Origin of the sequence: Streptomyces sp. NPDC002896 (genome assembly GCF_040295225.1) — a bacterium.
GTDB lineage: Bacteria > Actinomycetota > Actinomycetes > Streptomycetales > Streptomycetaceae > Streptomyces.
Window position 1 is genome coordinate 1 of record NZ_JBEOVA010000033.1, and the last position, 25,605, is coordinate 25,605.

Annotated in this window: 22 protein-coding genes; 9 read left to right on the forward strand and 13 right to left on the reverse strand. The window is 70.8% G+C overall.

What is annotated here, in order from left to right:
- Positions 1–92: 92 nt before the first annotated feature.
- The 6 genes from ABT009_RS38320 to ABT009_RS38345 all read right to left on the reverse strand — a co-directional run bounded on the left by ABT009_RS38320 (position 93) and on the right by ABT009_RS38345 (position 6,826).
- Positions 93–653: a GNAT family N-acetyltransferase gene (locus ABT009_RS38320; RefSeq protein ID WP_351305774.1), complete on the reverse strand. Its 561-nt coding sequence runs from the start codon at positions 651–653 to the stop codon at positions 93–95.
- A 113-nt stretch (positions 654–766) separates the two neighbouring features.
- Complete coding sequence (locus ABT009_RS38325) at positions 767–1,648, reverse strand: carbohydrate kinase family protein (protein WP_502990041.1); 882 nt, start codon at positions 1,646–1,648, stop codon at positions 767–769.
- Positions 1,649–1,783: 135 nt separating this feature from the next.
- On the reverse strand, positions 1,784–2,380 hold the full coding sequence (locus tag ABT009_RS38330) for a TetR/AcrR family transcriptional regulator (protein WP_351305778.1): 597 nt from the start codon (positions 2,378–2,380) through the stop codon (positions 1,784–1,786).
- Positions 2,377–3,855, reverse strand: a complete 1,479-nt coding sequence (locus tag ABT009_RS38335) for an MFS transporter (RefSeq protein WP_351305780.1) — start codon at positions 3,853–3,855, stop codon at positions 2,377–2,379. The genes ABT009_RS38330 and ABT009_RS38335 overlap by 4 nt, the downstream gene beginning before the upstream one ends.
- A 144-nt stretch (positions 3,856–3,999) precedes the next feature.
- Positions 4,000–6,066 carry a SpoIIE family protein phosphatase gene (locus ABT009_RS38340; protein WP_351305782.1) on the reverse strand — a complete coding sequence of 689 codons (2,067 nt, stop codon included), beginning with the start codon at positions 6,064–6,066 and terminating at the stop codon, positions 4,000–4,002.
- Positions 6,067–6,274: 208 nt separating this feature from the next.
- Positions 6,275–6,826, reverse strand: coding sequence for a DoxX family protein (locus ABT009_RS38345; protein WP_351305784.1), 552 nt, complete (start codon positions 6,824–6,826; stop codon positions 6,275–6,277).
- 357 nt (positions 6,827–7,183) lie between these two features.
- Between ABT009_RS38345 and ABT009_RS38350 the strand changes: the two genes are divergently transcribed.
- The 3 genes from ABT009_RS38350 (at position 7,184) to ABT009_RS38360 (ending at position 9,822) form a co-directional block, all read left to right on the forward strand.
- Positions 7,184–7,771: an RNA polymerase sigma factor gene (locus ABT009_RS38350; protein WP_351305786.1), complete on the forward strand. Its 588-nt coding sequence runs from the start codon at positions 7,184–7,186 to the stop codon at positions 7,769–7,771.
- Positions 7,761–8,522 carry a zf-HC2 domain-containing protein gene (locus tag ABT009_RS38355; protein ID WP_351305788.1) on the forward strand — a complete coding sequence of 254 codons (762 nt, stop codon included), beginning with the start codon at positions 7,761–7,763 and terminating at the stop codon, positions 8,520–8,522. The genes ABT009_RS38350 and ABT009_RS38355 overlap by 11 nt, the downstream gene beginning before the upstream one ends.
- 142 nt (positions 8,523–8,664) lie before the next feature.
- Positions 8,665–9,822: a serine hydrolase domain-containing protein gene (locus tag ABT009_RS38360; protein WP_351305790.1), complete on the forward strand. Its 1,158-nt coding sequence runs from the start codon at positions 8,665–8,667 to the stop codon at positions 9,820–9,822.
- 89 nt (positions 9,823–9,911) lie between these two features.
- Here ABT009_RS38360 and ABT009_RS38365 read toward each other — a convergent pair whose 3' ends face one another.
- The 4 genes from ABT009_RS38365 to ABT009_RS38380 all read right to left on the reverse strand — a co-directional run bounded on the left by ABT009_RS38365 (position 9,912) and on the right by ABT009_RS38380 (position 15,509).
- The gene (locus tag ABT009_RS38365) at positions 9,912–10,820 is read right to left on the reverse strand and encodes a serine/threonine-protein kinase (protein WP_351305791.1); all 909 of its coding nucleotides are present in this window, start codon (positions 10,818–10,820) and stop codon (positions 9,912–9,914) included.
- Positions 10,821–10,838: 18 nt separating this feature from the next.
- Positions 10,839–12,746 (reverse strand): ABC transporter ATP-binding protein, encoded by a 1,908-nt coding sequence (locus ABT009_RS38370; protein ID WP_351305793.1) that lies wholly within the window; start codon positions 12,744–12,746, stop codon positions 10,839–10,841.
- Positions 12,747–13,155: 409 nt separating this feature from the next.
- A complete protein-coding gene (locus tag ABT009_RS38375) occupies positions 13,156–14,085 on the reverse strand; it encodes a tetratricopeptide repeat protein (RefSeq protein WP_351305794.1) in 930 nt (309 codons plus the stop codon).
- 866 nt (positions 14,086–14,951) lie between these two features.
- The gene (locus tag ABT009_RS38380) at positions 14,952–15,509 is read right to left on the reverse strand and encodes a hypothetical protein (protein WP_351305796.1); all 558 of its coding nucleotides are present in this window, start codon (positions 15,507–15,509) and stop codon (positions 14,952–14,954) included.
- 203 nt (positions 15,510–15,712) lie between these two features.
- On the opposite strand from ABT009_RS38380, the gene ABT009_RS38385 reads away from it, so the two are divergent.
- From ABT009_RS38385 to ABT009_RS38400, 4 genes are all read left to right on the forward strand, one after another.
- The gene (locus tag ABT009_RS38385) at positions 15,713–15,949 is read left to right on the forward strand and encodes a DUF6296 family protein (protein WP_351305798.1); all 237 of its coding nucleotides are present in this window, start codon (positions 15,713–15,715) and stop codon (positions 15,947–15,949) included.
- Between the two features lie 62 nt (positions 15,950–16,011).
- Positions 16,012–16,371, forward strand: a complete 360-nt coding sequence (locus tag ABT009_RS38390; protein WP_351305800.1) for a hypothetical protein — start codon at positions 16,012–16,014, stop codon at positions 16,369–16,371.
- A 320-nt stretch (positions 16,372–16,691) separates the two neighbouring features.
- Positions 16,692–16,871, forward strand: a complete 180-nt coding sequence (locus ABT009_RS38395) for a CsbD family protein (protein WP_351305802.1) — start codon at positions 16,692–16,694, stop codon at positions 16,869–16,871.
- A 130-nt stretch (positions 16,872–17,001) separates the two neighbouring features.
- The gene (locus ABT009_RS38400) at positions 17,002–18,876 is read left to right on the forward strand and encodes a glycoside hydrolase family 15 protein (RefSeq protein WP_502990040.1); all 1,875 of its coding nucleotides are present in this window, start codon (positions 17,002–17,004) and stop codon (positions 18,874–18,876) included.
- A 15-nt stretch (positions 18,877–18,891) separates the two neighbouring features.
- Here the strand turns inward: ABT009_RS38400 and ABT009_RS38405 are convergent, their stop codons facing one another.
- Positions 18,892–19,701: an SGNH/GDSL hydrolase family protein gene (locus ABT009_RS38405; RefSeq protein ID WP_351305804.1), complete on the reverse strand. Its 810-nt coding sequence runs from the start codon at positions 19,699–19,701 to the stop codon at positions 18,892–18,894.
- 285 nt (positions 19,702–19,986) lie between these two features.
- Positions 19,987–20,409, reverse strand: coding sequence for an ATP-binding protein (locus tag ABT009_RS38410; protein WP_351305806.1), 423 nt, complete (start codon positions 20,407–20,409; stop codon positions 19,987–19,989).
- 605 nt (positions 20,410–21,014) lie between these two features.
- On the opposite strand from ABT009_RS38410, the gene ABT009_RS38415 reads away from it, so the two are divergent.
- Together ABT009_RS38415 and glpK are read left to right on the forward strand one after the other, a co-directional pair.
- On the forward strand, positions 21,015–21,782 hold the full coding sequence (locus ABT009_RS38415; protein ID WP_351305808.1) for an IclR family transcriptional regulator: 768 nt from the start codon (positions 21,015–21,017) through the stop codon (positions 21,780–21,782).
- Between the two features lie 42 nt (positions 21,783–21,824).
- Positions 21,825–23,339: a glycerol kinase GlpK gene (gene glpK, locus ABT009_RS38420; protein ID WP_351305810.1), complete on the forward strand. Its 1,515-nt coding sequence runs from the start codon at positions 21,825–21,827 to the stop codon at positions 23,337–23,339.
- 10 nt (positions 23,340–23,349) lie between these two features.
- Here the strand turns inward: glpK and ABT009_RS38425 are convergent, their stop codons facing one another.
- Positions 23,350–25,452 (reverse strand): SpoIIE family protein phosphatase, encoded by a 2,103-nt coding sequence (locus tag ABT009_RS38425; RefSeq protein WP_351305812.1) that lies wholly within the window; start codon positions 25,450–25,452, stop codon positions 23,350–23,352.
- Positions 25,453–25,605 lie beyond the last annotated feature (153 nt).

Genomic DNA, 25,605 nt, shown 5'->3' on the forward strand with positions numbered 1-25,605 from the left:
TGTTCAGACGAAGGCCGCTTCCGTGTACGGCAGTTACCGAACCGGGTGATCAAGTTCGACGCACCATTCGACGTCGGACGTTAAAGATCAAGCTAAGACGCCTGCCCGGCCGCCCGCCACTCCGGTGCGAGGACCGACCAGACCTCCATGTCGTGCCGCTTACCCCGGTACCGGTAGCTCTCCCGCAGCACGCCTTCCTTCGTCATCCCGAGCCGCCTGGCCACCGCGATGCTGGGCTCGTTCGCCGCCGAGACCTGCCACTCCACGCGGTGGATGCCCCGCTCGTCGACGGCCCAGTCGATGATCACGCGCGCGGCCCTGGTGACCAGACCCCTGCCCGCCGCCGACGGCTCCAGCCAGCAGCCCGCCTCGGCGGTGCCGTGCGCTACGTCCATCGTCCGGAAGAGGACCCCGCCGACCAGCTTGCCGTCCGCCCAGATGCCGTAGATCCGCCCGGTGTCGGCCGCAGCCTTCTCGGCGTACGACTGCAGGAACGAGCGGCTCGACGCCAGGTCCGTGACGGAGTCCGGCAGCGCGATGTGCTGCCCGACGAACTCCCGGCCCCGGTCCATGTGGGTCAGGAACTCCTGGGCCTGCCACGGCTCGAGCGGGCGCAACTCCGCGCCGTCGTCGCCCAGGGATATCGCGTACATCGTGACCCTCCATGGTCGGAACCGGCGCGCACTGCGAAGGGATCTTCTCACGGGGGCCGCGGGCCGCCATCTATTTTTCGGCGCCATCGGCGTCTGCGTACGAAGTGCTGCCGTCATCCGCCGTGCGTCGCCAGGAGTTCCTCCGGTGAGATGAGCGCGGTGGAGCCCGGTGCCGTACAGGCGTAGGCGCCCGCCACCGCGCCCAGGCGGGCGCACTCCAGTACGTCGCGGCCGGTGAGCCTGCCGTACAGGAAGCCGCACACATACGCGTCCCCCGCACCGTTGGAGTCCACCACCGGTGCGGGCGGAACGACCGCCGGGATGTGGCGCGGGGTCGAGTCGCCGTCGCGGGTGAGGAGGTAGGAGCCGTCCGCGCCTGCCGTGGCGACCACGGTCTGCGCGCGGCCCTCGCGGAGGATCTCCCGCATCAGTGCGGGGGTGCCCTCGCCCGCGCCCGCCGCGCTGAGGAAGACGAGATCGGAGCGGAGGGCGAACTCCCTGTGGTGGTCGGCCAGTCCGTCCCAGTCGTGCAGGTCGGTGGAGACGGGGACGCCGAGGTCCTCGATGTCGTCGTAGAGGAGGCGCGCGAAGTCCATGATCGACACGTGGACGTGGCGGCTGCGCCGCAGCCGTGGCAGGTAGTGGTCCCGGGGCATCCGCAGACCCGCCGGGTCGCGGGCGTCGTAGAAGGACATCCGGCGGCCGGACGCGTCCACCAGGTTCACCGCGCGGCGGGTGCCCGCGGGGGAGATCACCGGGGCGAACTCCACGTCTCCCTTGGCCAGTCGCTCGCGTACCTGCGCGCCGATCCAGTCGTCGCCGATGAAGTCGAGCAGCGCGGCCCTCAGGCCGAGCGCCCGCGCGCCGAGGGCCACGTTGCCCCCGGTGTGGCCGGGCCACTCCTCGATCGGGCCGACCATGACCGAGTCGGCGAGCGGGACCGGTAGCGAGTCGACGCGGACGATGGTGTCCACCCCGCTGCCGCCGACGACCACGACGTCGTACTCCGCATGATGACTGCTCACAGTTCCGCCTCTCTGTCCCCGAACACGTCCCAGTATGGCGACTTCGGGCCGTCAGGTCCGTGGCATCCGGCGGCAGTTGCTCATCGGCCGTCGGGAGCCCGCGGGTCAGCGGCGACCGGTGAGGAGGTCCTGGAGGGCGGGGGAGTAGCGGTCGGCAAGGTCGTCGATGTCGGCCGCGCGTACGGCGTCGCCCCGGGCGATGCCGTACATGATGCCCAGGCCCAGCAGCATGCTCAGGGCGAGTTCGGCGCGCACGGCTGCGTCCGGCCCGGTGAGGCGTTCCGTGAGGCGGGCGACGACCTGCCTTCTGAAGTTGGCGCGGAGCACATCGCCGTGCTCCCCGTGACTGCTGTGCAGTGGCGCGAAGGCGATGCGCAGCACGGGAGCCGTAGCGCGCTCGGCCTGGCTGGTGAGCAGCTGGACGACCATGTGCCGGCCCAGCTCCTCCAGCGGAGCGTCCAGCAGCGCATCGGTGTCCTCCTCGAAGGACAGGATGTGGGCGAACAGCCGTTCCTTGTTGCCGAAGTACTTCACGATCAGCGGCGCACTGACTCCCGCCCGCTCAGCCACGGCCTTGAGCGTGATGTCGGTGTACGGATGGCGGGCGAACATGATCCGGGCCGCGCGCAGGATGGCGTCCCGCGACGCCTGCGCGTCCCGGCGCCGGGAGCCCTGTCCGGCGGTGGCGCTCGGCCCGCTCAACGTTCCTCCACTGCCTCCACCGCGGCAGGAGCCGCCGACCGAATACGCTGCCGGGCCCCGCCGGCGGGGTCGCGGTGGCGCGGGATGACCAGTGCCAGGGCGAAGGCAAGCACGGCGACCGTACCAGCCATGCCGAACGCCAGCAGATAGCCGTGGAGCGTGGGCACCGCGGTGCCGCCCAGCGACATCGTGTGGTGCGTCAGCACGGCGGCGACCGCGGCGCTGCACGTGGCCTGGCCGATGGTACGCAGCAGCACGTTCACGCCGTTCACGGAGGCGGTCTGATGGGCCGGCACCGACTCGATGATGAGCGTGGGCAGTGCCGAGTACGCCAGGGCGGTGCCCGCCGAGAGGACGGCCGAACCGGCGATGATCAGCCAGAGTTGCTCGCTGTCCGCGATGCGTACCGCGTATCCCGCGGCGATGACGGCGGCCCCGGCGGCAAGGGCGGTCTTCGCGCCCCGGGCGGCCGAGATCCGGGCGGATATGGGGGAGACGCACAGCATGATCAGGCCGCCCGGCAGCATGCACAGGCCGGTCTGCAGGATGGACAGGTCGAGGCCGTACCCGGTCTCCGCCGGGGCCTGAAGGAGCTGGGCGGTCACCAGCGAGTTGGCGTAGAAGGCGAACCCGGTGAACAGGGCGGCCAGGTGCGGCAGTGCCACCCGGGGCCGGGCCGCCAGCCGCAGGTCCACCAGCGGATTGCGGGCCCGCATCTGGTGCCGGCACCAGGCGGCCAGCACGATCACCATCGCGCCGGTGAGTCCCAGTACCGCAGGGCTGGTCCATCCCCAGTCGCCGCCCTGGGAGATGGCAAGCAGCAGACAGATCAGGCCGATGCTCAGCCCGATCGCGCCGACGGCGTCGAAGCGGCCCGGATTGCGTACGGGTGACTCCCGGACCGCCCACCGGGCCAGGGCCAGTCCGATGGCGCCCAGCGCGCTCGTGACCCAGAACATGACGTGCCAGTTCGCGTACTGCACGATCGCCGCCGCGAGCGGCAGCCCGAGGGCCGCGCCGATACCGACTGTGGAACTCATGAGCGCGACCGCCGAACCGCTCCGGGCGGGCGGCAATTCGTCCCGGAGGAGGCTGATCGACAGCGGTACGACCGATGCGGCCGACCCCTGCAGGGCGCGGGCTGCGATCAGCAGCCGGATGTCGGACGTCACCGCGCACACCATTGAGCCGGCCGTCATCAGCGCGAGCGCGAGAAGCAGCACCCGCCGCTTGCCGTACATGTCGCCCGCCCTGCCCAGGACCGGCGTGAGCACCGCCCCTGCCAGCAGCGTCGAGGTCACCATCCACGACACGGCGGCGGGCGAGGAACCCGTCAGCCGCGGGAGATCGGGGAGCAGGGGTACGACGGCCGTCTGCATGACCGCCATGAGCGATCCGCCGAGGGCCAGCACCGGCACGGTGAGCCGCTCCCTGAGGGGTGGCGCCGGAGCACCCAGGATGTGAGACATCGGCATGCTCCGAGCGGAGTCGCGGAAGCAGGAGTAAGTGAATAGCAATTCACCACTTTAGGTGAATTGTTGTTCACCAGCCAGAGTTTGCCGGGCGGAGTACGCCGGACAGGGTTGTTTTCCGCTCGCCGTCCGGCGAGCGGAGACGCCTCAGGGCGTGCCGACGCGGGCGATGAGGATCGCGATGTCGTCTTCCGCCGGTGTCGCGGCGAGATGAGTGACCAGGGTGTCGCAGAGGCCCAGCGGCGGCTGACCGGAGTGGCCGAGCAGATCGGTGAGTTCCGTCAGGCGTTCGTCGAGGTCGCGTCCGCGGGCTTCGATGAGGCCGTCGGTGTAGAGGACGAGCAGGCTTCCCGGCGGGAGGGCGACTTCGGTGGTCGTGAAGGTGATGCCGCCGATGCCCAGCGGTGCGCCGGGAGGCAGGTCGAGTAGGCGGGCGGTGCCGTCCGGTGTGATCACGGCGGGCGGGGGATGCCCGGCGCGGGCGAACCGGCAGCGGTTGGTCGAGGTGTCGCACACGGCGTACAGACAGGTGGCCAGCAGCGGGTCGTCGAGTTCCTGCATCGCATGGTCGAGGTGGTCCAGGAGCTGGTCGGGCGGCAGGTCGAGACGGGACAGCGCCCGCACCGTGGTGCGCATCTGGCCCATGACGGCGGCGGCGGTGATGCCGTGGCCCATGACGTCACCGATGACGAGTGCGGCTCTGTCCGGGGTGATCTCGGTGACGTCGTACCAGTCGCCGCCGATCTCGTTGACGTCGGACGCCGGGCGGTAGCAGTGGGCGATCTCCATGCCCGCCGGGGCCTGGGGGCGGCGCGGCAGCATGCTGCGCTGCAGGGTGAGTGCGGTGTCGTGCTCCCGGTGGTACAGCCGCGCGTTGTCGATGCAGATGGCGGCGTGTGCGGCCAGGTCGCCCGCGAGCGTGAGGTCGGCGGAGTCGAAGGCGGTGGGTTCGTCCGCCCGCAGGAAGGTGGCCACGCCCAGGACGAGGCCACGCGCGATGAGCGGGACCATCATCAGGGAGTGGACACCCAGGCGGCGGATCCGTTCGGGTGTGGGGGTGTATCGGGCGGCCGGCGCGACGGCGCGGGCGTCGACGCGCGGGAGCAGATAGGGGCGGCGGTCGACGAGCGCCTGTACGTAGGGCGCGGCGGCGGGGAAGTGCAGGATACGGCCGACGGGAGCGAGCACGTCGGCGATCACGGATCCGTACGCGGGCGCCTTGCCCAGGCGGCGCAGGGCGGCGCCCGCGGTCAGACCGGTCAGCGGTTCGGCGGCCTCGGTGACGGTTCGCAGGACGTCGACGGTGGCGATGTCCGCGAGCCGGGGGACGGTGAGGTCTGCGAGTTCCTGCCCGGTGCGGGCGACGTCGAGGGTGGAACCGACCCGCAGCGTCGCCTCGTTGAGTATGGTCACGCGCCGGCGGGCGGTGGCGCTGTCCAGTCCGTCTTTCTGGTCGGTGGTGATGTCGATGATCGAGCCGCTGATGCCCAGCGGCCGCCCGGCGGGGTCGTCGAGGCGGAAGTACGAGCAGGACCAGACGCGGTCGTGGTGCGGATCCGCGGGCGTACGGCCGATGCGGCGGAAGTTCAGCACCGGCTCGCCGGTGTCCAGCACTCGGCGCATCGCCGCCTCCATCTGCTCGGAGTTGACGCCGGGCAGCACCTCCGCCGGGCGCCGGCCCAGGTGCGCCGCCGCGGGCAGGCCGTTCATGGCTTCCAGCGCGGGGTTGATCTGCTGGAACCGCAGCTCGGTGTCGAGGAAGGCCAGGCCCATGGGCGAGCCCGTGAACCACCCTTCCGGAAGCGTCTGCCCGCCACGCGTCCGCTGGGCCTCACGGGCGTCTGCTGCCAGGCACAGCATGTCCCCGTCCTGACGGCCAGGGCCGGTGACCGGGCACACCCACACCTCCAGCCGGACGGTGCGGCCGGTCTTGTGGCGCATGGGAAAGGACCCGGTCGCGCTCCGCCCGTCCGCGACGGCCTCACGCAGGGACCGGACCGCGGACTGCCCCTGGGGGAGTACGAAATCGGCGCTGTCACGGCCTAGGACCTCATCGGCCGCGTATCCGAGCACGTCGCCGGCGGCCTGGGCCCACTGCATTATGCGTCCGCTGCCGTCGAGGACGAGGAGGGCGACCGGCAGTACGCCCCACCAGGCCCCGGCCTCCTCGACGACCAGGGCTCTCCCGTCCCCCGCCGGCCTGGGATCCGGCATAGCAGACTCTCCACAAAGCGGCTGGTGCTGCCCTCCCTTTCAGTATGAACCGGTGCGAAGAACCGCGGCGGCCGCGCGCGGGATCAACTGCTCGACGCCCTCGGCCACCGCGGGCGAGGCGGCAGTCGCGTGCGAACACCGACGCCCATGGACGCCGTGGGCGAGTCGTCACTCGCTGCGAACGTCAGACCTCGCCCGAGTCCGGCCGTCATTTGAAGGCGAGGACGATGGCGGCGCCGATGGCACCCAGGCCCACCGCCACGCCGGCCGGGATCCACCCGCCGTGCCGCCAGCGGAACGGGCGGTCCAGCGAGAGCAGCCCGGGGCCCACGGCGGCGATGGCGATCGCTGCGGCCGCGAGGCACAGCGGGTACTCGATGCCGCCGTCCTGCGCCCACAGGCCGTTCGAAGACGTCGTGGCCATGGCGTTGATCATGACGCCGACCACGGCCGCGGCAGCCAGCGGGGTGAGCAGGCCGACGGCCAGACCGAGCCCGCCGAGGAACTCCGAGGCACCGGCGAGACCGGCGAAGAACTCACCGGGGTTGTAGCCGAGCTCAGCGAATCCTTTGCCGGTCGCGCTCAGCCCGCCGCCACCGAAGATGCCGAACAGTTTCTGCGCACCGTGGCCGGCCAGCAGCAGACCCACGGCGAGGCGCAGCAGAAGCATCCCGGCGTCGGCGGCGGATATGGACAGCGGTTGGGAAGAGGCGGCCTCCGGACGGGACGCGGTCCGGAGCCGTTCTGCGGTCACTCTCATCGATGGTTCGCTTTCTGCACCGACTGCCCCGGGCGGCGACGCAGAACTCCATGGCCGGGGGCGGGGTGCCGACGGGTGCGATGTGCCTCTCGTTCACCAGCCCGGCCCGACATAGCGACAAATCACTAGATTTCCCCTCTTTCCCGTATGCATCAAGGTCCCGCGACAGGTCGACTGTCGGCAGCGGGTGCGAGGGCGGACCAAGCCGAGCACACAGGAGATACGGGTCAGCGGCGGTGATGGATTGCATCGATGGATGACGCGCCGCTGGATCGCGCGGCGGAATCGCGGAGCACGGAAGGATGATCTCCGCGGTGACCGGGAATCCCCTGGCCGGTGCGGACCGTATATACAGATATGCAGAGGTTTCGGTTCCCGGTGGGCCGCCTCCCGGACGAGGCTCTGCTGTCCGGTTTGGCCACGGGCGATCCAGAGCTCGCCGTCACCTTCGTACGGCGGTTCCAGCACACGGTCTTCGGCGTCGCCATCGCCGTGACAGGCGACCCGCAGCTCGCCGAGGACATCGCCCAGCAGACGTTCGAGCGTGCGTGGCGGCACGCGCAGATCTACGACTCCCGCCGCGGATCGGTGACGACCTGGCTGACGACCATCGCACACAACCTCGCCATCGACGCCATCCGGTCACGCAGGCCCGAGCCGGTGGCGCCCGAGGACCTCGACGCGCTCCTCGGCGTCGTGACCGACACCCCCGAGCAGCGCGCGCTGGCCGACGACGCGTCGGCCAGACTGCGCGCCGCCGTGGCGCAGCTCCCGCGCGAACAGGGCCGCGCCCTGGTGATGGCGGGCATCTACGGCATGACGGCCCAGCAGATCGCCGACTGGGAGCACATCCCCCTGGGCACGGCCAAGACCCGCATCAGGACAGCGATGGGCAAGCTGCGGACCACGCTCACGTCCCCCAAGCGAGGCGACCATGTCCAATGACGCGACCTGCGAAACGCTGCAGGAGACCGGCGCCGAGCTGGCGCTGGGCGTGCTGCCGGGCCGGGAGCGGGCCGAGGCGGTCGCGCATCTGGACCGCTGCGCGGACTGCCGGGAGTACGTCGAGCAGATGACTCTCGTCGGCGACGGCCTGATCGGCCTGCTGCCGGGCAGCGAGCCGCCGGTCGGGTTCGAAACGCGGGTGGCGCGGGCCCTGACCCAGGCGTCGGCCGGGCATGAAGGGCGCCTGTCCATGCGCGGACTCGGTCGCGTGCGCAGGGGGTTTCGCCGACGAGGACCAGGGCGGGTAAGGCTCCGGGTCGCGGCTGCGGCGGCGGCCTCCGCGCTCGTGTTCGGCTTCGGCGGCTGGGCCGTCGGCACGGCCATCGAGACCTGGACGGCCGCCCCCTCGCAGCCGTCCGAAACCGCGTCGGACCTGCTGTGGGCAGACCTGACCGGAGTCGGCCCAGGCCGGCCCGTGGCCGGTGAGATCTACGCCCATGCCGGAGAACCGGGCTGGTTGTACATGTCCGTCGACCTCGCTGACGCCGGGATCCCGTACAGCGGGAAGGTCACCTGCCTGCTGGAGCGCACGGACGGCACCACCGAGCAACTGGGCACGTTCGAAGTGCATGACGGATACGGCTACTGGGGTGCCCCGGCCCCCGTGGACCCGTCCACGCTCTCCGGTATCCGTCTGACATCCGCCGACGGCACTGTCCTGGCCGTGGCGCAGTTCAAGGCGGCCTCGTGAGGGTGGGCGGCGGCTGATCGGTCGGATTCGGCGGCGCTCGCCCGATGATTCTGCGCCGCGGCGGCAGTCCTCCCTGTGTACGCCCGCCGAAAGCGAGAACCGCAGGGGCGGACTCGCCAGGACCGAGAGGACCGAGAGACCGATGACCAGCCTGCAGGACTTCCTGAAGACGCACGTCAGCGACGGGTCGGTGCCGGGGGCGGTGGCCCTGGTGGCGCACGGCGACCGCGTCGAGGCAGAGGCCGTCGGCTCCGTCGACGCCGAGGGCACCGCCCCGATGGCCAGGGACTCGATCTTCCGTATCGCCTCGATGACCAAACCCGTCACGGCCGCGGCGCTCATGATGCTGGTCGATGACGGCCGGATCGCGCTGGACGACCCGGTCGCGCCATGGCTGCCGGAGCTTGCGTCCCCGGTCGTCGTCCGGACCCCGGCCGGTCCCGTGGACGACGTGGTCCCGGCGGCCCGGCCGATCACAGTGCTCGACCTGCTCACCTTCCGTGCCGGGTACGGCTTCCCGTCCGACTTCTCGCTGCCCGCGGTCGGACTGCTGTTCAGCGACCTGAAACAGGGCCCGCCGCAGCCGCAATTCGTCGCGGCACCGGACGAGTGGATGGCGGCCCTCTCCCGTATCCCGCTGCTGCACCAGCCGGGCGAGGCCTGGCTGTACAACACCTGCTCCGACATCCAGGGCGTGCTGATCGCCAGGGTCTCGGGCCGCCCACTGCCCGAGTTCCTCGCTGAGAGGCTTTTCGAGCCGCTCGGCATGGCCGACACCGGCTTCGAGGTACCGGCCGGGAAACTGGACCGGTTCACCAGCTACTACCGAACCGATCCGCCGGGCGGCCTTGAGCTGGTCGACGCACCTGACGGGCAGTGGTCCGCCATGCCGGTCTTCCCGTCCGGTGCCGGCGGACTGGTCTCGACCGCCGACGACTGGCACGCCTTCGCCTGGATGCTGCTCGCCGAAGGGACCGTCGACGGCCACCGGCTGCTGTCGCCCGCCTCGGTGCGGCAGATGACCACGGACCATCTGACCCCGCCCCAGCGCGTGGCGGGCCGGTTGTTCCTGGAGGGCCAGGGCTGGGGCTTCGGCGGCTCGGTCGACGTCCAGGCCGTCGATCCCTGGAACGTGCCGGGACGCTACGGCTGGATCGGCGGCACCGGTACGACGGCACACATCACCCCGTCCACGGGCGCGGTCGCCATCCTGCTCACCCAGGTGGAGATGACCGGACCGACTCCGCCGCCTCTGATGCGGGACTTCTGGCGGTACGCGGTCGGCCTTTCCCCCGTATGACCTCGCCCGAGGAGCAAGGCAAATGATGGGCTTCGCCAAACGCTCCTTCCAGATCATGTGAGCCAGGCCAGCCCACTGCTCGCAGCTCGTCAGAGGCCGCTCGCCGAGTGCCTCAGTCTGCTCGCCGTCGCGTCGAACGCGGCGGCGACCTCCCGGACGGTGGGCCGGGCGGCCGGATCGGGGCTGAGGCAGCTGTCGATGGCCAGCGCGAGATCATCCGGCAGGCGTCGCCGGGACGCTATCGGCGGGGGACGGCCTTCGAGTTGCGGGTACCAGTCGTCGCAGCCGCTCGTGTCGCCGTCTGGTGTGACCGAGCCGCCGTCGCCGGTCCCCTCCACGGTCTCGCCGATGTCGAACGGCACATCGCCCGTGGCGACCTCGTACAGCGTGATGCCGATGCCCCACACGTCGGCGGCTGCCGACAGCGGTCCGCCGCGCGCCTGTTCAGGGGCGAGGTAGCAGTACGTGCCGACGCCCGGCGGTGCCACGCCGGGCGGCCGCGCGACGCTGAGGTCGAGCACTTTGGCGTGGCCGCAGTCGACCACGACGTTGGACGGCTTGAGGTCCAGGTGGAGCAGGCCCTGACCATGGAGGTAGTGGATCGCCGAACACAACTGCACGCCGAGGAGCGCCACGTCCCGGGCGGCAGGCCGGCGCCGCAGCCGGTGGATGAGATGGGACAGTGTTTCGCCGGTCAGCGTCTCCAGTACGACGAGCGGTTCCGGCGACTCGACGACCTCGTAGGCGCGGACCAGGTGCGGATGCGTGAACGCCCGGAGCCAGCGTCCCTCCTGCACCAGCCGTCGGTGCAGCGGTGCCTCGTAGCGGCGGTCGGGCCGCACCATCTTGATCACGCACCGGCAGTGCCGTTCCTCGCTCCAGGTGTCGTAGAGATCGAGCCAGCCGGTCCGCGCCAGGTGCGTCAGGATCTCGTAGCCGGGCGCGGGACTCGTCCCGGGCGCCAGGATGTCCGCGAGAGCAGCGCCGCCGTGCGTCATGGGAACACCTCCTCAAGCTCACGTGGTCAGGGACTGGGAGGGCCCGGCCGGCATGGGGCCGGTGATCTGGTGCAGCCTGTGCAGCCGGGCGTACGCCCCGCCGTGCAGCACCAGTGCCTCGTGAGTGCCGCACTCGACGACCCGGCCGCGGTCGAGGACGACGATCCATGTGGCGTCGCGGACGGTGAGCAGATTGTGGGAGATGACGATGGTGGTGCGCCCGGCCATCAGCCGGCGCAGCGGTTCCATGATCCGCCGGCCCGACTGGGCGTCCAGGCCCGTGGTCGGCTCGTCGAGGAGCAGGACCGGCGCGTCCCTGATCATCGCGCGGGCGATCGCCAGGCGCTGGCGCTGTCCACCGGAGAGTGTGCGGCCCCGCTGCCCGACCACGGTGTCGTAGCCGTCGGGCAGCAGCTGGATGAAGCCGTGCGCATCGGCGGCGCGGGCTGCCGCGACGATGTCCGCCTCCGTCGCGTCCGGGCGGCCGTAGGCGATGTTCTCCCGTACGGTGCCGTGGAACACGAGCGTCTCCTGCAGCACCACCGCGACGTTCTCCCGCAGCTCGGACAGGTGCAGGTCCCGGAGGTCGGCACCGTCGAGGCGGACCGCCCCCTCGTTCGGGTCGTAGAAGCGCAACTGCAGCTTCGCCACGGTGGACTTGCCGGCGCCGCTCGCCCCGACCAGCGCCAGCGTCCCGCCGGGCGCCACGTGGAACGACACGCCGGACAGCGCCCACCGGGACGTACCTGGGTAACGGAACGACACGCCGTCGAACTCGACGTCGCCCCGGGCGTGCCCGATCCGCCGAGCGTGCGCGGCCTCGGTGACCTGGGGGCGCTGGTCGAGTAGCTCGATGATCCGTTCGGCGGAGGCGGAGGCCGCGTAGAACGTGTTGGTGAGGTGGGACAGATCGCGGATCGGGCTGTAGAGCCTGCTCAGCAGCGCGAGGAATACCAGCAGCCCACCGAGTGTGAGTTGCCCCTGCGCCAGCTTCCAGGTGCCGAGGCCCATGACCGCCAGCGCGCCCACCAGTTCGATGACCTCGACGATCGGCTCATAGACGGCGCTGATGCGCGCCGAGGCCATCGCCGCCCGGAACTTGCCGGCGCTCTCGCGGTCGAACCGGCGCTCCTCCCACGCCTGACGGTTGTACGCCTGCACCAGGGCGACGTTGCCGAGCGACTCCTCGGCGATCGCGCTGAGCGAACCGCTGCGCCGCCTGCGCTCGCGTGACGCGGCCCTGATCAGCCGGGAGAAGTGGCGGGCCGAGCGCCAGAACAGCGGCACGATGACGAGCGCGAGGAGGGTGAGATCCCACTGAAGGTAGAACAGGAGGCCGAGATAGACGCCCAGCTGGATCACGTAATACAGGGCGTTCGCCACGCCAGACAGCAGGAATGTCTCCACCGCGTCGACATCGCCCGTGACACGCGCCAGTACGTCCCCCAGCCGCCGCCGCTCGAAGAACCCGAGCGACAGGCTCTGGACATGCCGGAACACATCCGACCGCAGCGCGAGCAGGAAGCGTTCGCTGACCCAGGTGGAGAGCACGTCGTCGGCGAAGTCCAGGATCGCGGAGCAGACGATGAGTCCGAGGTAGGCCAGGGCGATCCACAGGAACGGACCCAGGTCACGAGGGACGAGGACGTCGTCCACCACGATCTTGAAGAGCCAGACCTCGGCTCCGTCGATGACCGGCCCGACCACGCTGAAGGCGAGTATGGGCACAAGCCAGCGCCGACCGCCGCGCGTATAGGGCCAGAAACGCCGGAACACCTCGCGCGGGGGGACGGGCGGCGCGGCGGCGACAACGGCATCGGGGTCCTCGGCCACCGACAGCAGGCGCCGCAGCAGAGGCCGCCAGGCAGGTCGGCGGGGCGACTGCCGGGCCGCCCGCGAGGCAGGCCGCGACGAGACACGCGCCATGGCACGCGTTCCTCAGGGGACGGGACAACGGGCCGAGCGGACCGAGAGCTTCCGCCTCCGGGCTCCGGCCCGCTCGCCCCTCAATTGCCGGCTACCACTAGTAACCGTGGGTGTGGTCGTGGCGACGATGACGGCGGTGACGGCGCTTGCCCGTCCTGTCGCCTCGCTTCGACGTCGTCCTCCTGTCCTTCTTGTGGTCATGGTGATCATCATGATCGTGTTTTGCGGGACATAGATCGCTGAAGATCAGCATGGACTTCCCTCCTCCAACGTGCCCCCGAACGAGATACGTCTGAGAGCGGCCGTTGGATGGCATCTACGCGAAATTCGGGGAACTTGCCTCCACCATTACCGGCCATCTCTGACTGGTGCGGGTGCGGGTGCGGGTGTGGCTCGGGGCTCAGTGATCTCACGCGGGGGGAGCCCGATAGACGAACGACGGGAACGGTTTCCCCATGGCCCGCTGCCAGGCCCGTCCGACCTCGTCCGGAGCCTGCGCGCGGGCCCGGGCGAACGCGGTGACGCAGGACGCGTGGACGTCGCTCCCGTCGGCGCGCCGGGTGAGCGCGAACAGGCCCCGCAGGGCGCTGACGGCCTCGTCGGCGCGGCCCGCGGTGAGGTGCACCTCGGCCATGCTGCGGAGGTTGTCGGCGAGGGCGGAAAGGGTGGCGGCCAGCGCGGCTTCGTACGACTCCCCGGCTCCGTCCCCCATGAGTTCCCGCAGGACGGTCTCGGCCTCCTCGAAGCAGGCCAGCGCCCCCGCGTCGTCCCCAGCGCGGCGCAGGGCACGGCCGAGGATCCGCAGGCGGTCGGCGGTCAGCGGCTGAAACGCCGCCCAGGCCGACTCGGCCAGCCGCCGCGTGATCGCCAGGGCCTCGCGGCCGTGGGCCACGGCCGCTTCGGGGCTGTCCGAGTCGCGCCGGCGCACGCTGAGGTTGGCCAGCATCCGGGCCAGTTCCGGTTCGTACGCCTGGGCGTCGCGCGCGGCGGCACGACGGTAGGCCACGACGCTCTGCTTGCCGGCCTCGAGGGCCTCGCGGTGGGCACCGTCCCGCCAGAGGCAGAACGCCAGATCGTCCAGGGCCGCTGCGAGATGCGGCTCGTAGGCGTCGGGACGGCTCTCGGCGAGCCGGGCGTAGAGACCGGCCAGTTCCCGCAGGGCCCGCGTCTCGTCGGCCGACGCGTCCAGCCTGCCGAGGTGGTGGGCCAGGCAGTCCAGGGCCGCGGCGAGCCAGGGCTCGCCGGTCGCGGGGTCGGCCCCGGCCAGAGTGCGGGATGCTCCGACGGCCTGTTCGGCGGTCTCGCGTGCAGGTCGAGATCGCCGGTCGCGCCATGGCACCAGACCAGATTGGTGAGCAACTGGGCCTGCAGCGGCAGGAGTTCGGGGTAGAGCCGCAGGACCAGGCCGTCGGTCCACTCGCGTGCGTCGTTGACGGCCTCGACGGCCTCGCCGTACCGGCCGGGGGCGCGCAGCCCGCCGGTCAGCTCGACCAGCACACGGGCATGCACCCAGCCTGCGACGCAGAGGCATGTCCCCGCAGCAGGCCCACGCATTCCCGGTAGGCGTCCACCGACTCCGCCACGCGCGCGAGCGCAGCGCGCCGACGAGGCTGCTGAGCGACCTGTCCCCGCGCCCGGGCACGGCGTGCCGGTAAGCCGTCACGCTCTCGTCGGCCGTCGCCAAGGCGTCGTCGAGCCGCCCCGTCTCCGCCAGCGCCAGCGCGCGGACATGGCGCGTGTAGCCGGTCTGCGTCCCGGACGCACGCGCACCCGGGACGGCCGAGGACTCGTCCGCGGCGGCAAGGGCGTCCTCGTATCGGCCGGTCAGGAACAGCGCATGGGCGTACACCGCCAGGGCGCGGGACAGGCCATCCTGGTGGCGCCGGCGGGGATGCCCGCGGGCCACAAGGGCGCGGTACACGGCGACGGCCTCTTCACTCCAGGCCAGCCGCTGGGCCGCCGGGCATTGCCGCACCAGCACCCACCCCGGCGTGAGGCACCGCAGCAGCGCAGCACCCAGCAGCGGCCCGCCCGCCCGGGCGCTGATCCGGGCCAGCGAACGCGACAGCGGCACCTGGACCTGCACAACTCCCATCCGTCCCCCCTCACCCTCCTCAACCAGGACGAACCGGCCCGCGCGCTGGTTGCGGTCCGAGGAGGACGGGAGCGGGGACTCCGCAGTGAAGTGCCGCCGTGGTTCGCGTCTCAGGAAGCGACGTCTGCCTTCGCTTCCACGGGCGCGCCGGGTCCGGGGGACAGCAGCGCAGATGTGGCTCTGGAGTGCAGGGAGTCCAGGACCTCGGTCTGCCGACGTGCCCCGTCCAGCAGCTCCTGCAGCCCGCGGCCGTCCAACCGGGAGTCGCGCGCGGCCGCCGCGAGCAGACCACGCCAGAGCAGCGCCTTGCCCTCGACACCGATCCGCAAGGCCTCAAGCTCGACGACGATGGTGAGGCCCGAGCGGCGGCGCAGACGGCCGTTCGGCTTCAGGCGCCCGGCCTTCTCGGCCAGCCATGCCCCGCACATCTTGTACCGGCGAGCCGGCACGTCGAGGTCTGCCAGGAGCCCCAGCAGCGTCTGCCGGTCCTGCGAGATCTCCGTCGCGAGGTGCTCCAGCTCAGGGCCGTACGCCGAGTCGCGGTGCTCCTGGACCATGCGGCGGACCAACTCGACGCCGCCCGTTGCTCCGGCCAAGTGATCATTGAGGTAGATGCCGAGCATTCTCTGCCGTACCGGACCGCTGGTGTCTCGTACTGGAACGCCCATGATGTCCCTCCGGACTCTCCGGAATCTGAAACCTCCCGAGGCGACCCGAGTGCCCCGCACCACCACGCCGAATCCCTGGTCCGGGCACAACCGAACGCAACGGAGTCGTTGGCAGAGTGCTCCTTGATAGGGATGTTCCGGGGGCATCATTAAAGGGAGGCTCAATTGTCCGCCATGTGGGGTTTCGTCTACGGGAGGCCGTCATGCAGAGCGAGCGTTACCGGCTGACCTTCACCGACCGGGGATCATCGGGGGCCGGCGTCGTGACGGACGAGGTGATCGTCGAGCGCACCGACGCTCTTGGGCCGGGTGGCAATCCGGTGTACAGCGATCCCACCGGCATACTGCGTGCCGAGATCAGCCCGGCGGGCGAGGTACGCATGCTGGCCACCGGGGTGTACCAGTCGCTACAGGCACCCACCGCCGAACCGCTGCCCTGACACGGTCGCCCCCCGACCGCGTACGGTGACGGGCCGCGACGGCCGATCGGCATACTGACGCCATGCGGCATGCCTACATCCACGAGGCGGTCCTCGTCATGGACCCGGAGGCGGACGTGCAAGCGCCAGGGGCGGCGATCACCGTTGCGCTCTGCGGACACTGGGAGCACCAGCCGCCGTGCCCGCTGGCCCCGCACCACACCCGGGCGGAACGAGACGGGGAGCGAGTGCTGCTGCGCACGCTGTTCGCGACCGAGCCCGCCACCGAGGGCGTGGTGCGCGACCGCATTGACCGTGCGCTGTCGGCCGGCCGGATGCAGGGGCCGGACGCGCTGGTCACCCGCTGGCGCCTGCACAGCAGTGGGCGCGGCGAGACGACCGCCGAGGAGGCTCGCCATGCCGAGCGCCTGATGGACCGGTGACGCGCGACCGGGCAGGTACCGAAGGCTGATCCGGCCGCGGTTGCCCGCCCCCGCGCGGCTGCTCTGATGGGTGGCCGTGACGGCAGCAAGCGCGGCCGAGACAATCGCCCGGCAGACTGGGGCTGCGCCCACTCCCGTGCTGCGGTAAATGGGTCGAGTAGTCGATGGAGGGCCGGCAGTCTGCAGGTGGGCGGTGATCGCGATCGCCCGCCACCCGTCCCATCCGCACGTCTCCCGCGCCACAGGTTCGTCCCCATGATTCCGGGTATGCGCAGATTGTTGCGTTTCCGTAGGAACTGCAAATCACTGGGAGAAATGTGATGGCCAGGAAAGACAAGGCCTCGAACGCCGCCCAGAAGGCCAAGGGCAAGGCGAAAGAAGCAGCCGGAAAACTGACCGACGACGAGAGCCTGGAGTACGAGGGCAAGACCGACCAGGTCAAAGGCGACGTCAAGCAGGCCGGGGAAAACGTGAAGGACGCGTTCAAGCACGGACGGTGATCCGCGAACGCCGCGCTCCTTCAAGCCTGGACGCCTCACCGCGTCCAGGCTTTCCCATGTGGTTGCGCGGCCCGGCAACTCGTAGCCTGAAGAGCGGACAAGGGGGGAGGTACGGCGCAGGGAGGCCGACGTGATACCTGAGGCCGAAGCGACAGCGGGCAGGTCCGGTTCCCCGGGCGGATACCCGGGCGCCGACACGAGCCGCTATCTGCCGGTCGCCGAACACGGCCTGATCGGCGATCTGCGCAGCGCGGCGCTGGTCGGCACGAACGGGACCATCGACTGGTACTGCTGCTCGCGCTTCGACGCGCCCAGCATCTTCGCCTCGATCCTGGACGCCGACAAGGGAGGGTCCTTCGAACTCGCCGCGGATGTCCCGGCGCGCACGAAGCAGTTCTACTTCCCCGACACCAACGTGCTGATCACGCGGTTCTTCGCGGACGACGGAGTCGGCGAGATCCAGGACTTCATGCCGGTCGTCGACGACTCGCGCGAGGCCGACCGGCACCGGCTGATCCGGCGCGTCGTGTGCGTACGAGGGTCGCTGCCGTTCCGTGCCTGCGTGGCCCCCCGCTTCGAGTACGGGACACAGCCGCACACTGTGCACGCGGAGGGTCATCAGGCGATCTTCGAGACGCCCTCGCTCACCCTCGCCCTGACGTCCACGGTGCCGATCGAGGTCAGCGGCCCGGACGTATGGTCGCTGTTCAAACTGCACGAGGGCGAGTCCGCTGTCTTCGCCCTCGACCGGGTCGGCGGAGGCGTGGCACCCCGTTTCTGCGCGCTGACCGAGGCGGAACAGCAGTTCAACGCCACCGTCCGCTACTGGCGGCGCTGGTTGTCCCAGTCCCGCTACCGGGGCCGCTGGCGGGAGATGGTGCACCGCTCCGCCCTGACCCTGAAGCTGCTCACCTACGCCCCGACGGGCGCCATCGTCGCCGCGCCGACCACCAGCCTGCCCGAGCAGATCGGCGGCGAGCGCAACTGGGACTACCGCTTCGTGTGGATCCGTGACGCCGCGTTCTGTGTGTACGCCCTGCTCAGGCTCGGCTTCACCGACGAGGCGGAAGCCTTCATGGGCTTCCTCTCCGAACATGTCAACGATGGGTCGACCGCGGCGCCCGGCCCCACCGGCCCGCTGCAGATCATGTACGGCATCGACGGCCGCCATGACCTGCCCGAGCGCGAACTGACCCATCTCGAGGGCTACATGGGCTCGGCACCCATACGCATCGGCAACGACGCCGTCAACCAACTGCAACTGGACATCTACGGGGCGCTCATCGACTCCCTCTACCTCTACGACAAGTGGGGGCAGCCACTCTCCAGCGCCCACTGGGACAGCATCAGCGAGCTGGTCGACTGGGTGTGCGACCACTGGGACCAGCCCGACGAAGGCGTCTGGGAGACCCGCGGCGGGCGCAAGAACTTCCTCTACTCGCGGCTGATGTGCTGGGTGGCGATCGAACGGGCCATGCGGCTGGCGGGGCGCCGCGGGCTGCCCGCCGACATGGTGCGCTGGGGGCGGGTCCGCGACGACATCTACCGCCGGATCATGCGCCGCGGCTGGTCCGCCGAGCGGCACGCCTTCGTGCAGCACGAGGACGGAGACGTCCTCGACGCGTCCGTGCTGATGATGCCGATGGCGAAGTTCATCTCCCCCGTCGACCCGAAATGGCTCGCCACGCTGGACGCGCTGGGCGAGGACCTGGTGTCCGACTCGCTGGTCTACCGCTACGACCCGCAGGCCAGCCCCGACGGGGTGCGCGGCGAGGAGGGCACCTTCTCGATCTGCTCGTTCTGGTACGTCGAGGCACTGGCCCGCGCCGGCCGCCTGGACGATGCCCGGCTCGCGTTCGAGAAGATGCTCACCTACGCCAATCACCTCGGCCTGTACGCCGAGGAGATCGGCCACACCGGCGAGCAACGCGGCAACTTCCCCCAGGCCTTCACCCACCTGTCACTGATCAGCGCGGCCTTCAATCTCGACCGCGCACTCGGCTAGCGGAGGCAGGCCTGGTCAGCTCGCGTCCGCGAACACCGGCAGGTACCCATGGGACTGCCCGGTCGCTGTGGGGTGGTACGACTCGGTGACGGCCAGCAAGTTGATGCTGCGCAGCCAGGGCCTGCCGGAGCAGATCTCGTGTCCGGAGAAGGTGTCCCTGACGTCGCCGAAGGTGAATCCGTGGTCGGCGGCTCGCTTCGCGGTCACGGCGTTCAGATGGTTCACGGCCCTGTTGAGAGCGGACCGCACCGTCTCCGAGAGGCCACCCACACAGTCGCCTTTCAGCTTGTACAAGTGCGGGTAGCCGAGCACCACGACGTGGGCGGCGGGGGCCTTCCTGCTGATGGCCCCGTAGAGACGATCGAGGTTGCCGGGCAGCGTGCTGTCCATGTACGAGTGCGCCCGGGAGATGGCGGAGAGGCATGCATGGGAACCCTGCAGCACACAGGTCGTCATGACGTCGGCGAACCCCGCGTCGCTTCCCCCGACGGTGATGCTGACGAGGCCGGTCCGGCTGCTGAGCGGGCCGAGTTGGCTGCGCAGGACATCAGTCGTACGAGCGCCGTTGCAGGCCCTGAAGCTGAACGACGAGGGCGAATGGGCCCTGGCCCACAGGACGGGATATGCCCGGCGGCTGCGCAGGCAGTCCACGCTGGAGCCGATGTAGCTGCCGGCCCCCACACCGGCGGAGTAGGAGTCACCGAGGGCGACATAGCCGGTGGCCGCCTCCTCTGAGGACGACTGCGCCGTCGCGGCGCCGGTGACGGTGCAGGCGACGGCGAGGGCGAGCGAGGACACGTATGCCGCGATTCGGGACTTTCTCATACCCTTCGATTAGCATGATCCGTCCGCCCCGACTGGCATGGCCGGCAACCCCCTTCGTGTTGCGTCGAGGTACGTCGAACGCCCCGCCGCCCATCAACGGCCCCATATCTGCTGGGACTTCGGCTGTCCTCAGCGAGCCGGCTGTCGTGACGCTCGTCGGGCCCTCGTCCCCCGGAGAGCCGTCACTCTTTCGTGGCATACGCCGACTCGCCGCTTAACAGCCCGAGCGCCACCGGGCTGACGGGGACCCCTGAGGTTCTCCGCCATGCGGTCATCCTTGCCGAGTCACGGCGCTTCGACGTCTGCCCATCGAGTGACCCCGTCGCTGTGGGTCCGCACTCCGTGCCGGGCAGACAGGGCGGCGACGATGGGGATCCCGCGGCCGTGTTCGTCCGGCTGCAGGTCGGCTGGCCGCTCGGCGAGCGACACGGGACCGGCATCGGTGACCTCGATCCGCAGGGCGCGGCGCCCGTCGAGCTCGGTCCAGGCCAGTCGCAGCACAGCCGGAGGGCGGGCATGGGTGACCGCATTGGTGACCAGTTCCGAGATCACCAGGAGTGCGTCCTCGGCGGTGTCCGGAGGAAGGCCCCAGTCCGCCAGGATCGTGCGGGCGCGTCGGCGCACGGCCGCCACGGCCTCGGGTATGTGCGGTACCGGACAGACATGCGCGATGTCCTGTTCAGTGCCTGCCTGCACCTTCGGCGTCATCTGGGCATCAGGGAACCGGCCCACGGCTGTGGCCCTCACCGTGCGCCTGCCGCGGCCCCCCGCGGGGCAGCCGGGCGCGCATCCGAGCGGGGGAGCAGGCACGGCAGGCCTTGGCCGCCTGCTGCCTGCCCGGGGCGCCGCACAACGGCACCGGCGGACCGCCGAGCGGGCCCCGCACCGCGAGGTCGCGGCGGACCGCCGGTGCCGGTGCCGGCGACTGCGAAGGCGACCATGCGACAGGTCGCCGTCGTGCTGCCCCCCGGCGAGCTCGCCGAGGAGCCCGGCCATGGGGTGTTCAGCCGTGCTACCACGTGTCCTCCTCCGGACGCCCTTCGGTGGTGACGAACGTGTCGAGCGCCACCGGCGCGGTTTCGACGAGGGAACGTCGCGCGCCGCGCAATGGTGGAAATTGCGCTAATAGGGCACGCTAGGGAGCGAGGCGCAGCCGGTCAATGAATGACGGTCGACATTGCCGAACGGAGATGTCGACCATCGAACAAGAATCGAAACATTCGGTTAAATCGGGACCGGCTTCGCAGCGCGACGACAGCCGCCTGCGAGCGGCCCGACAGTGCCGAACACCGAGGCGGAGTTACGATCGCACCATGCCCGGCGCGGTCCAGTCGATCGAGCGAGCGGCGGCGATCCTGCGTCTGCTCGCCAGCGGCCACCGGCGACTCGGGCTCGGCGAGGTGGCGGCCTCACTGGGCCTGGCGAAGGGCACCGCCCACGGCATCCTGCGCACCCTGCAGCACGTCGACTTCGTCGAGCAGGACCAGGCGACCGGAAAGTACCAGCTCGGGGCGGCTCTCCTGCACCTCGGCACCAGCTATCTCGACGTCAACGAACTGCGGTCCCGCTCCATCAACTGGGCCGACGCCCTCGCGGCCCGCAGCGGCGAGGCGGTCCGCATCGGCACACCCCTCGAGGGCCAGGTACTCGTCGTCCACCACGTCTTCCGGCCCGACGACACGCTCCAGACCCTGGATGTCGGCTCTCTGCTGCCGCTCCACGCCTCCGCGCTCGGCAAGGTCCTGCTGGCCTACGGGGCCACGCCGGTGGGGCCGCTCGTGGAAGCCGGCCTCGAGGCGTACAACCGCCACACTCTGTCCACGCCCGAGGGGCTCGACCGCGCCCTCGCCGAGATCCGGGACGTCGGCTGGGCCGCCGAGGTCCAGGAAATGATCATCGGCGAGGCCGGTATCGCCGCGCCGATCCGGGGACAGGGCGGTCTCGTGGTGGGCGCCATCGGCGTGTCCGGAGCGGTCGAGCGCATCTGCGACACGCGGGGCCGGCCCCACCCCAGCCTCGTCGCCCTGGTACGCGACGCCGCCCGCGCGGTCTCCCGGGATCTCGGAGCCGCCCGCTGGTGACGTCCATGCCCTCCTCGCCCGCATCCGAAGGAAGGCTCGCTGATGGTTGAACGCTATGTGATGTCCATCGACCAGGGCACCACTTCCACGCGATGCATCCTCTTCGATCACCGCGGGCGCCTGGTGTCGGTCGCCCAGCGGGAGCACCAGCACCACTTCCCCCGGTCCGGCTGGGTCGAGCACGACGCCGTGGAGATCTGGCGCAACCTCCAGCGGATCGTGCCGCAGGCCCTGGACGGAGTCGAAGCGGACCAGGTGGCCGCCATCGGCATCGCCAACCAGCGCGAGACGACGGTGCTGTGGGACCGCACGACGGGCGCTCCCGTGGGCAGGGCGATCTCCTGGCAGGACACCCGCACCGGTTCGCTGGTCGAGGACCTGCGGCGGACGACCGGTGACGACTTCTTCCTCGACCGTTGCAGTCTGCCGCTCGCCACCTACTTCTCCGCACCGCGGATCCGGTGGCTGTTCGACCACGTGGAGGGGCTGCGCGAGCGTGCCGAACGTGGCGAGGTGCTGTTCGGCACGATCGAGACCTGGCTGATCTGGAACCTCACCGGCGGACCCGCCGGAGGACTGCACATCACGGACGTCACCAACGCCAGCCGCACCATGCTCATGAACACCCGCACACTCGCCTGGGACGAGGACCTGCTGGCGTACTTCGGCGTGCCCCGCGCGATGCTGCCGGAGATACGGTCCTCAGCGGAGCCCTATGGCGTCGCCGGCTCGCTGCTGCCGGGCGTCCGTATCGGAGCCGCGCTCGGTGACCAGCAGGCGGCGCTGTTCGGACAGACCTGCTTCGCACCCGGCGAGGCGAAATGCACCTACGGCACCGGCAGCTTCCTCCTGATCAACACCGGCCCCCAGGTCATCCGGTCGCGGCACGGGCTGCTCACCACCGTCGGCTACAAGATCAAGGACGAGCCGGCGGTCTACGCGTTGGAAGGACCCATCGCCGTCACCGGCTCGCTCGTCCAGTGGTTCCGGGACCGGCTGGGACTGATCAGCAGCGCACCCGAGATCGAGACCCTCGCACGCACCGTCGACGACAACGGCGGCTGCTACATCGTCCCGGCGTTCTCCGGCCTGTACGCCCCCCACTGGCGAAGCGACGCGCGCGGCGTCATCGTCGGCCTCACCTCGTACATCACCAAGGGGCACCTCGCCCGCGCCGTACTGGAGGCCACCGGCTGGCAGACCCGGGAGGTCGTCGACGCCATGAACGCCGACTCGCCGCACACCCTGAAGGAGCTCAAGGTCGACGGCGGCATGACGGCGAACAACCTGCTCATGCAGTTCGTTGCCGACGTACTGGATGTCCCCGTCGTACGCCCCATGGTCGCGGAAACGGTCTCCCTCGGCGCCGCCTACGCAGCCGGGCTCGCCGTCGGCTACTGGCCGGATCTCGAAGGGCTCCGCCGCAACTGGCACCGGGCCGCGCAGTGGCTGCCGGACATGGACCCCGAGCGGCGAAAGTCGGAGTACGACAACTGGCAGCGCGCCGTCGAGCGGGCGCTCGGGTGGATCAAGCCGGCCACGTCCGGACCGCACTGACCGTGTCCCCTCACCGCGCTGGCGATGGCCCGCCCGACGGCTTCCACCGCCGTGCCCGAGCGATGAGCAGGGCGACGTCGTCGTGGTTGTCGGGCTGGCGCAGCGCCCGCAGAAGATGGTCGCAGGTGTCGTCCAGCGGGCGGCCCGGCTCGTCGAGGAGCCACAGAAGCGTGCTCAGACGTTCGTCGAGCGAGTGCTGGCGGGTCTCCACCAGGCCGTCGGTGTAGAGCACCAGCTGGTCACCGGGGCGAAAGTCGATGGTGGTCGTGGAGAACGGGACGCCGCCCACGCCCAGGGGCACGCCCGTGGGCAGATCGAGCAGCTCCGGGGGATGGCCCGGGCGCAACAGCGCGGGCGGCAGATGTCCGGCCCTGGCGATCTCGCAGCGTTGGGTGTGGGGGTCGTAGACGGCGTAGACACAGGTGGCGATGTAGTGGTCCAGGCCCTCGGTGATCTTGTCGAGGTGTTCGAGAAGCGTGGCGGGGGGGAGGTTGAGGGAGGCCAGGGTGCTGGTCGCGGTGCGCAGCCGGCCCATGGTGGCGGCGGCGTCGATGCCGCTGCCCATGACATCGCCGACGACCAGCGCGGACTTGTCGCCCTCCAGGGGGATGACGTCGAACCAGTCCCCGCCGACCTCACTGGCCGCTCCGGCCGGCTGATAGCGGGAGGCGACCTCGAGACCGGGCGCGGCGGGCGGGCGCTCGGGGAGCAGGCTGCGCTGGAGGGTCACCGCGGTGTTGCGCGCGTTCTGGTACCAGCGCGCGTTGTCGATCGCCACGGCCGCCCGGCCGGCCAGCTCCCGCGCCAGAACGAGGTCGTCGTCGCTGAAGGGCCGCGGATTGCGGCTGCGCTTGAGATCAAGGGCGCCGAGCACCTCGCCGCGGGCGATGAGCGGCACCGCCAGATAGGAGTGGACGCCCGCCCGGGCCAGGTGCGTCGCCGCCTGCTCGTCGCGGGCGATACGGCGCAGATCCTCGTCCGTCACATGCCGCACCATGACCGGGCGGCCGGTGCGCACGGACTGGGTGACGAGCCGGTCGGCGGCGTACCAGGCGAGTTGCCCTTCCGGATCGGCGGCCTTCAGCGCCTCCGTGGGATGGCCGGCCTGCACCGCAACGGCGCGGATCACCGCCGCATCACCGCTCGAGAGGCCGCTGCGCCGGTGCTCCACCACCGTGTCCAGCAGGTCCACCGCCGCGATGTCGGCGAGCTCGGGCACGGCGATGTCGGCCAGTTCGCGGGCGGTCCGCTGCAGGTCCAGCGAGGTGCCGATGCGGGCGGAGGCGTCGGCGATGAGCGCAAGGCGCCGCCGGGCGGTCTCGGCCTCGACGCCCGCCCGGTGCCGCTCGGTGACGTCCAGGACCGAGATCGCCACGCCCAGAACCTCTCCGGCGGCATCGTCCAGCCGGTAGAACGACACCGACCAGGCATGGTCCTCACCCGGATCTGCAGGAGTCCGCCCCACAGCGGACAGCTCGATCAGCGGCTTCCCGGTCCGCAGCACCCGCCGCATGGCGGACTCTATGCCGTCGACGTCCAGGAACGGCAGGACCTCGCGGAACGTGCGGCCGATGTGGTCTTCGGCGGGCAGGCCGTTGATCTGCGCCAACGCCGGGTTGATCGACACGAACCGCATGTCCGTGTCCAGCACGGCAAGCCCGATGGGTGACTGCGTCACCATCTGCACGGACAGCGCGACATCCCGCTCCACCTGCCGCACGGCCGCCCGGTCGGCCGCAAGGCCCAGGGCGTAGAAGTCTCCGCGATCGTTCAGGAGCCGCATGTTGCGGAACTCCACCAGCCGTACGCCGCCGTCTTTGTGCCGCACAGGGAAGGCCCCGGCCCAGCCGCTGCCGGTCTCCATCACGTCGGTGAACAGCTTGGTCACCACATCGAGGTGCTCCTCGTGGACCAGGACCTGGGCCGCGTACTGGCCCAGCGCCTCCTGGGCGGTGTAGCCGAACAGCTCCTCGGCCTGCGGGCTCCACAGGACGATGCGCCCGTGCGCATCCAGCAGCACCGCCGCCACGCCCAGTACGTCCAGCAGGCCGCTCGGCCCCGAGGACCCGCGCACAGGCTCGTCGCCGCCCGCCACGAAGGATCCTGACGTCATCCCAGGCACCGCCTCCACCGTCCGCAACGGCACGCCGTCCCGTACCGGCTCTCCGGCCCGGCCCGCCCCGGCGCACCGCGCACTCTCCCGCTCCACCATGCTCCCCCCGAACCGGCCGCCACCACAGGCCGGACCGCCATCCGGGGGCGGTTC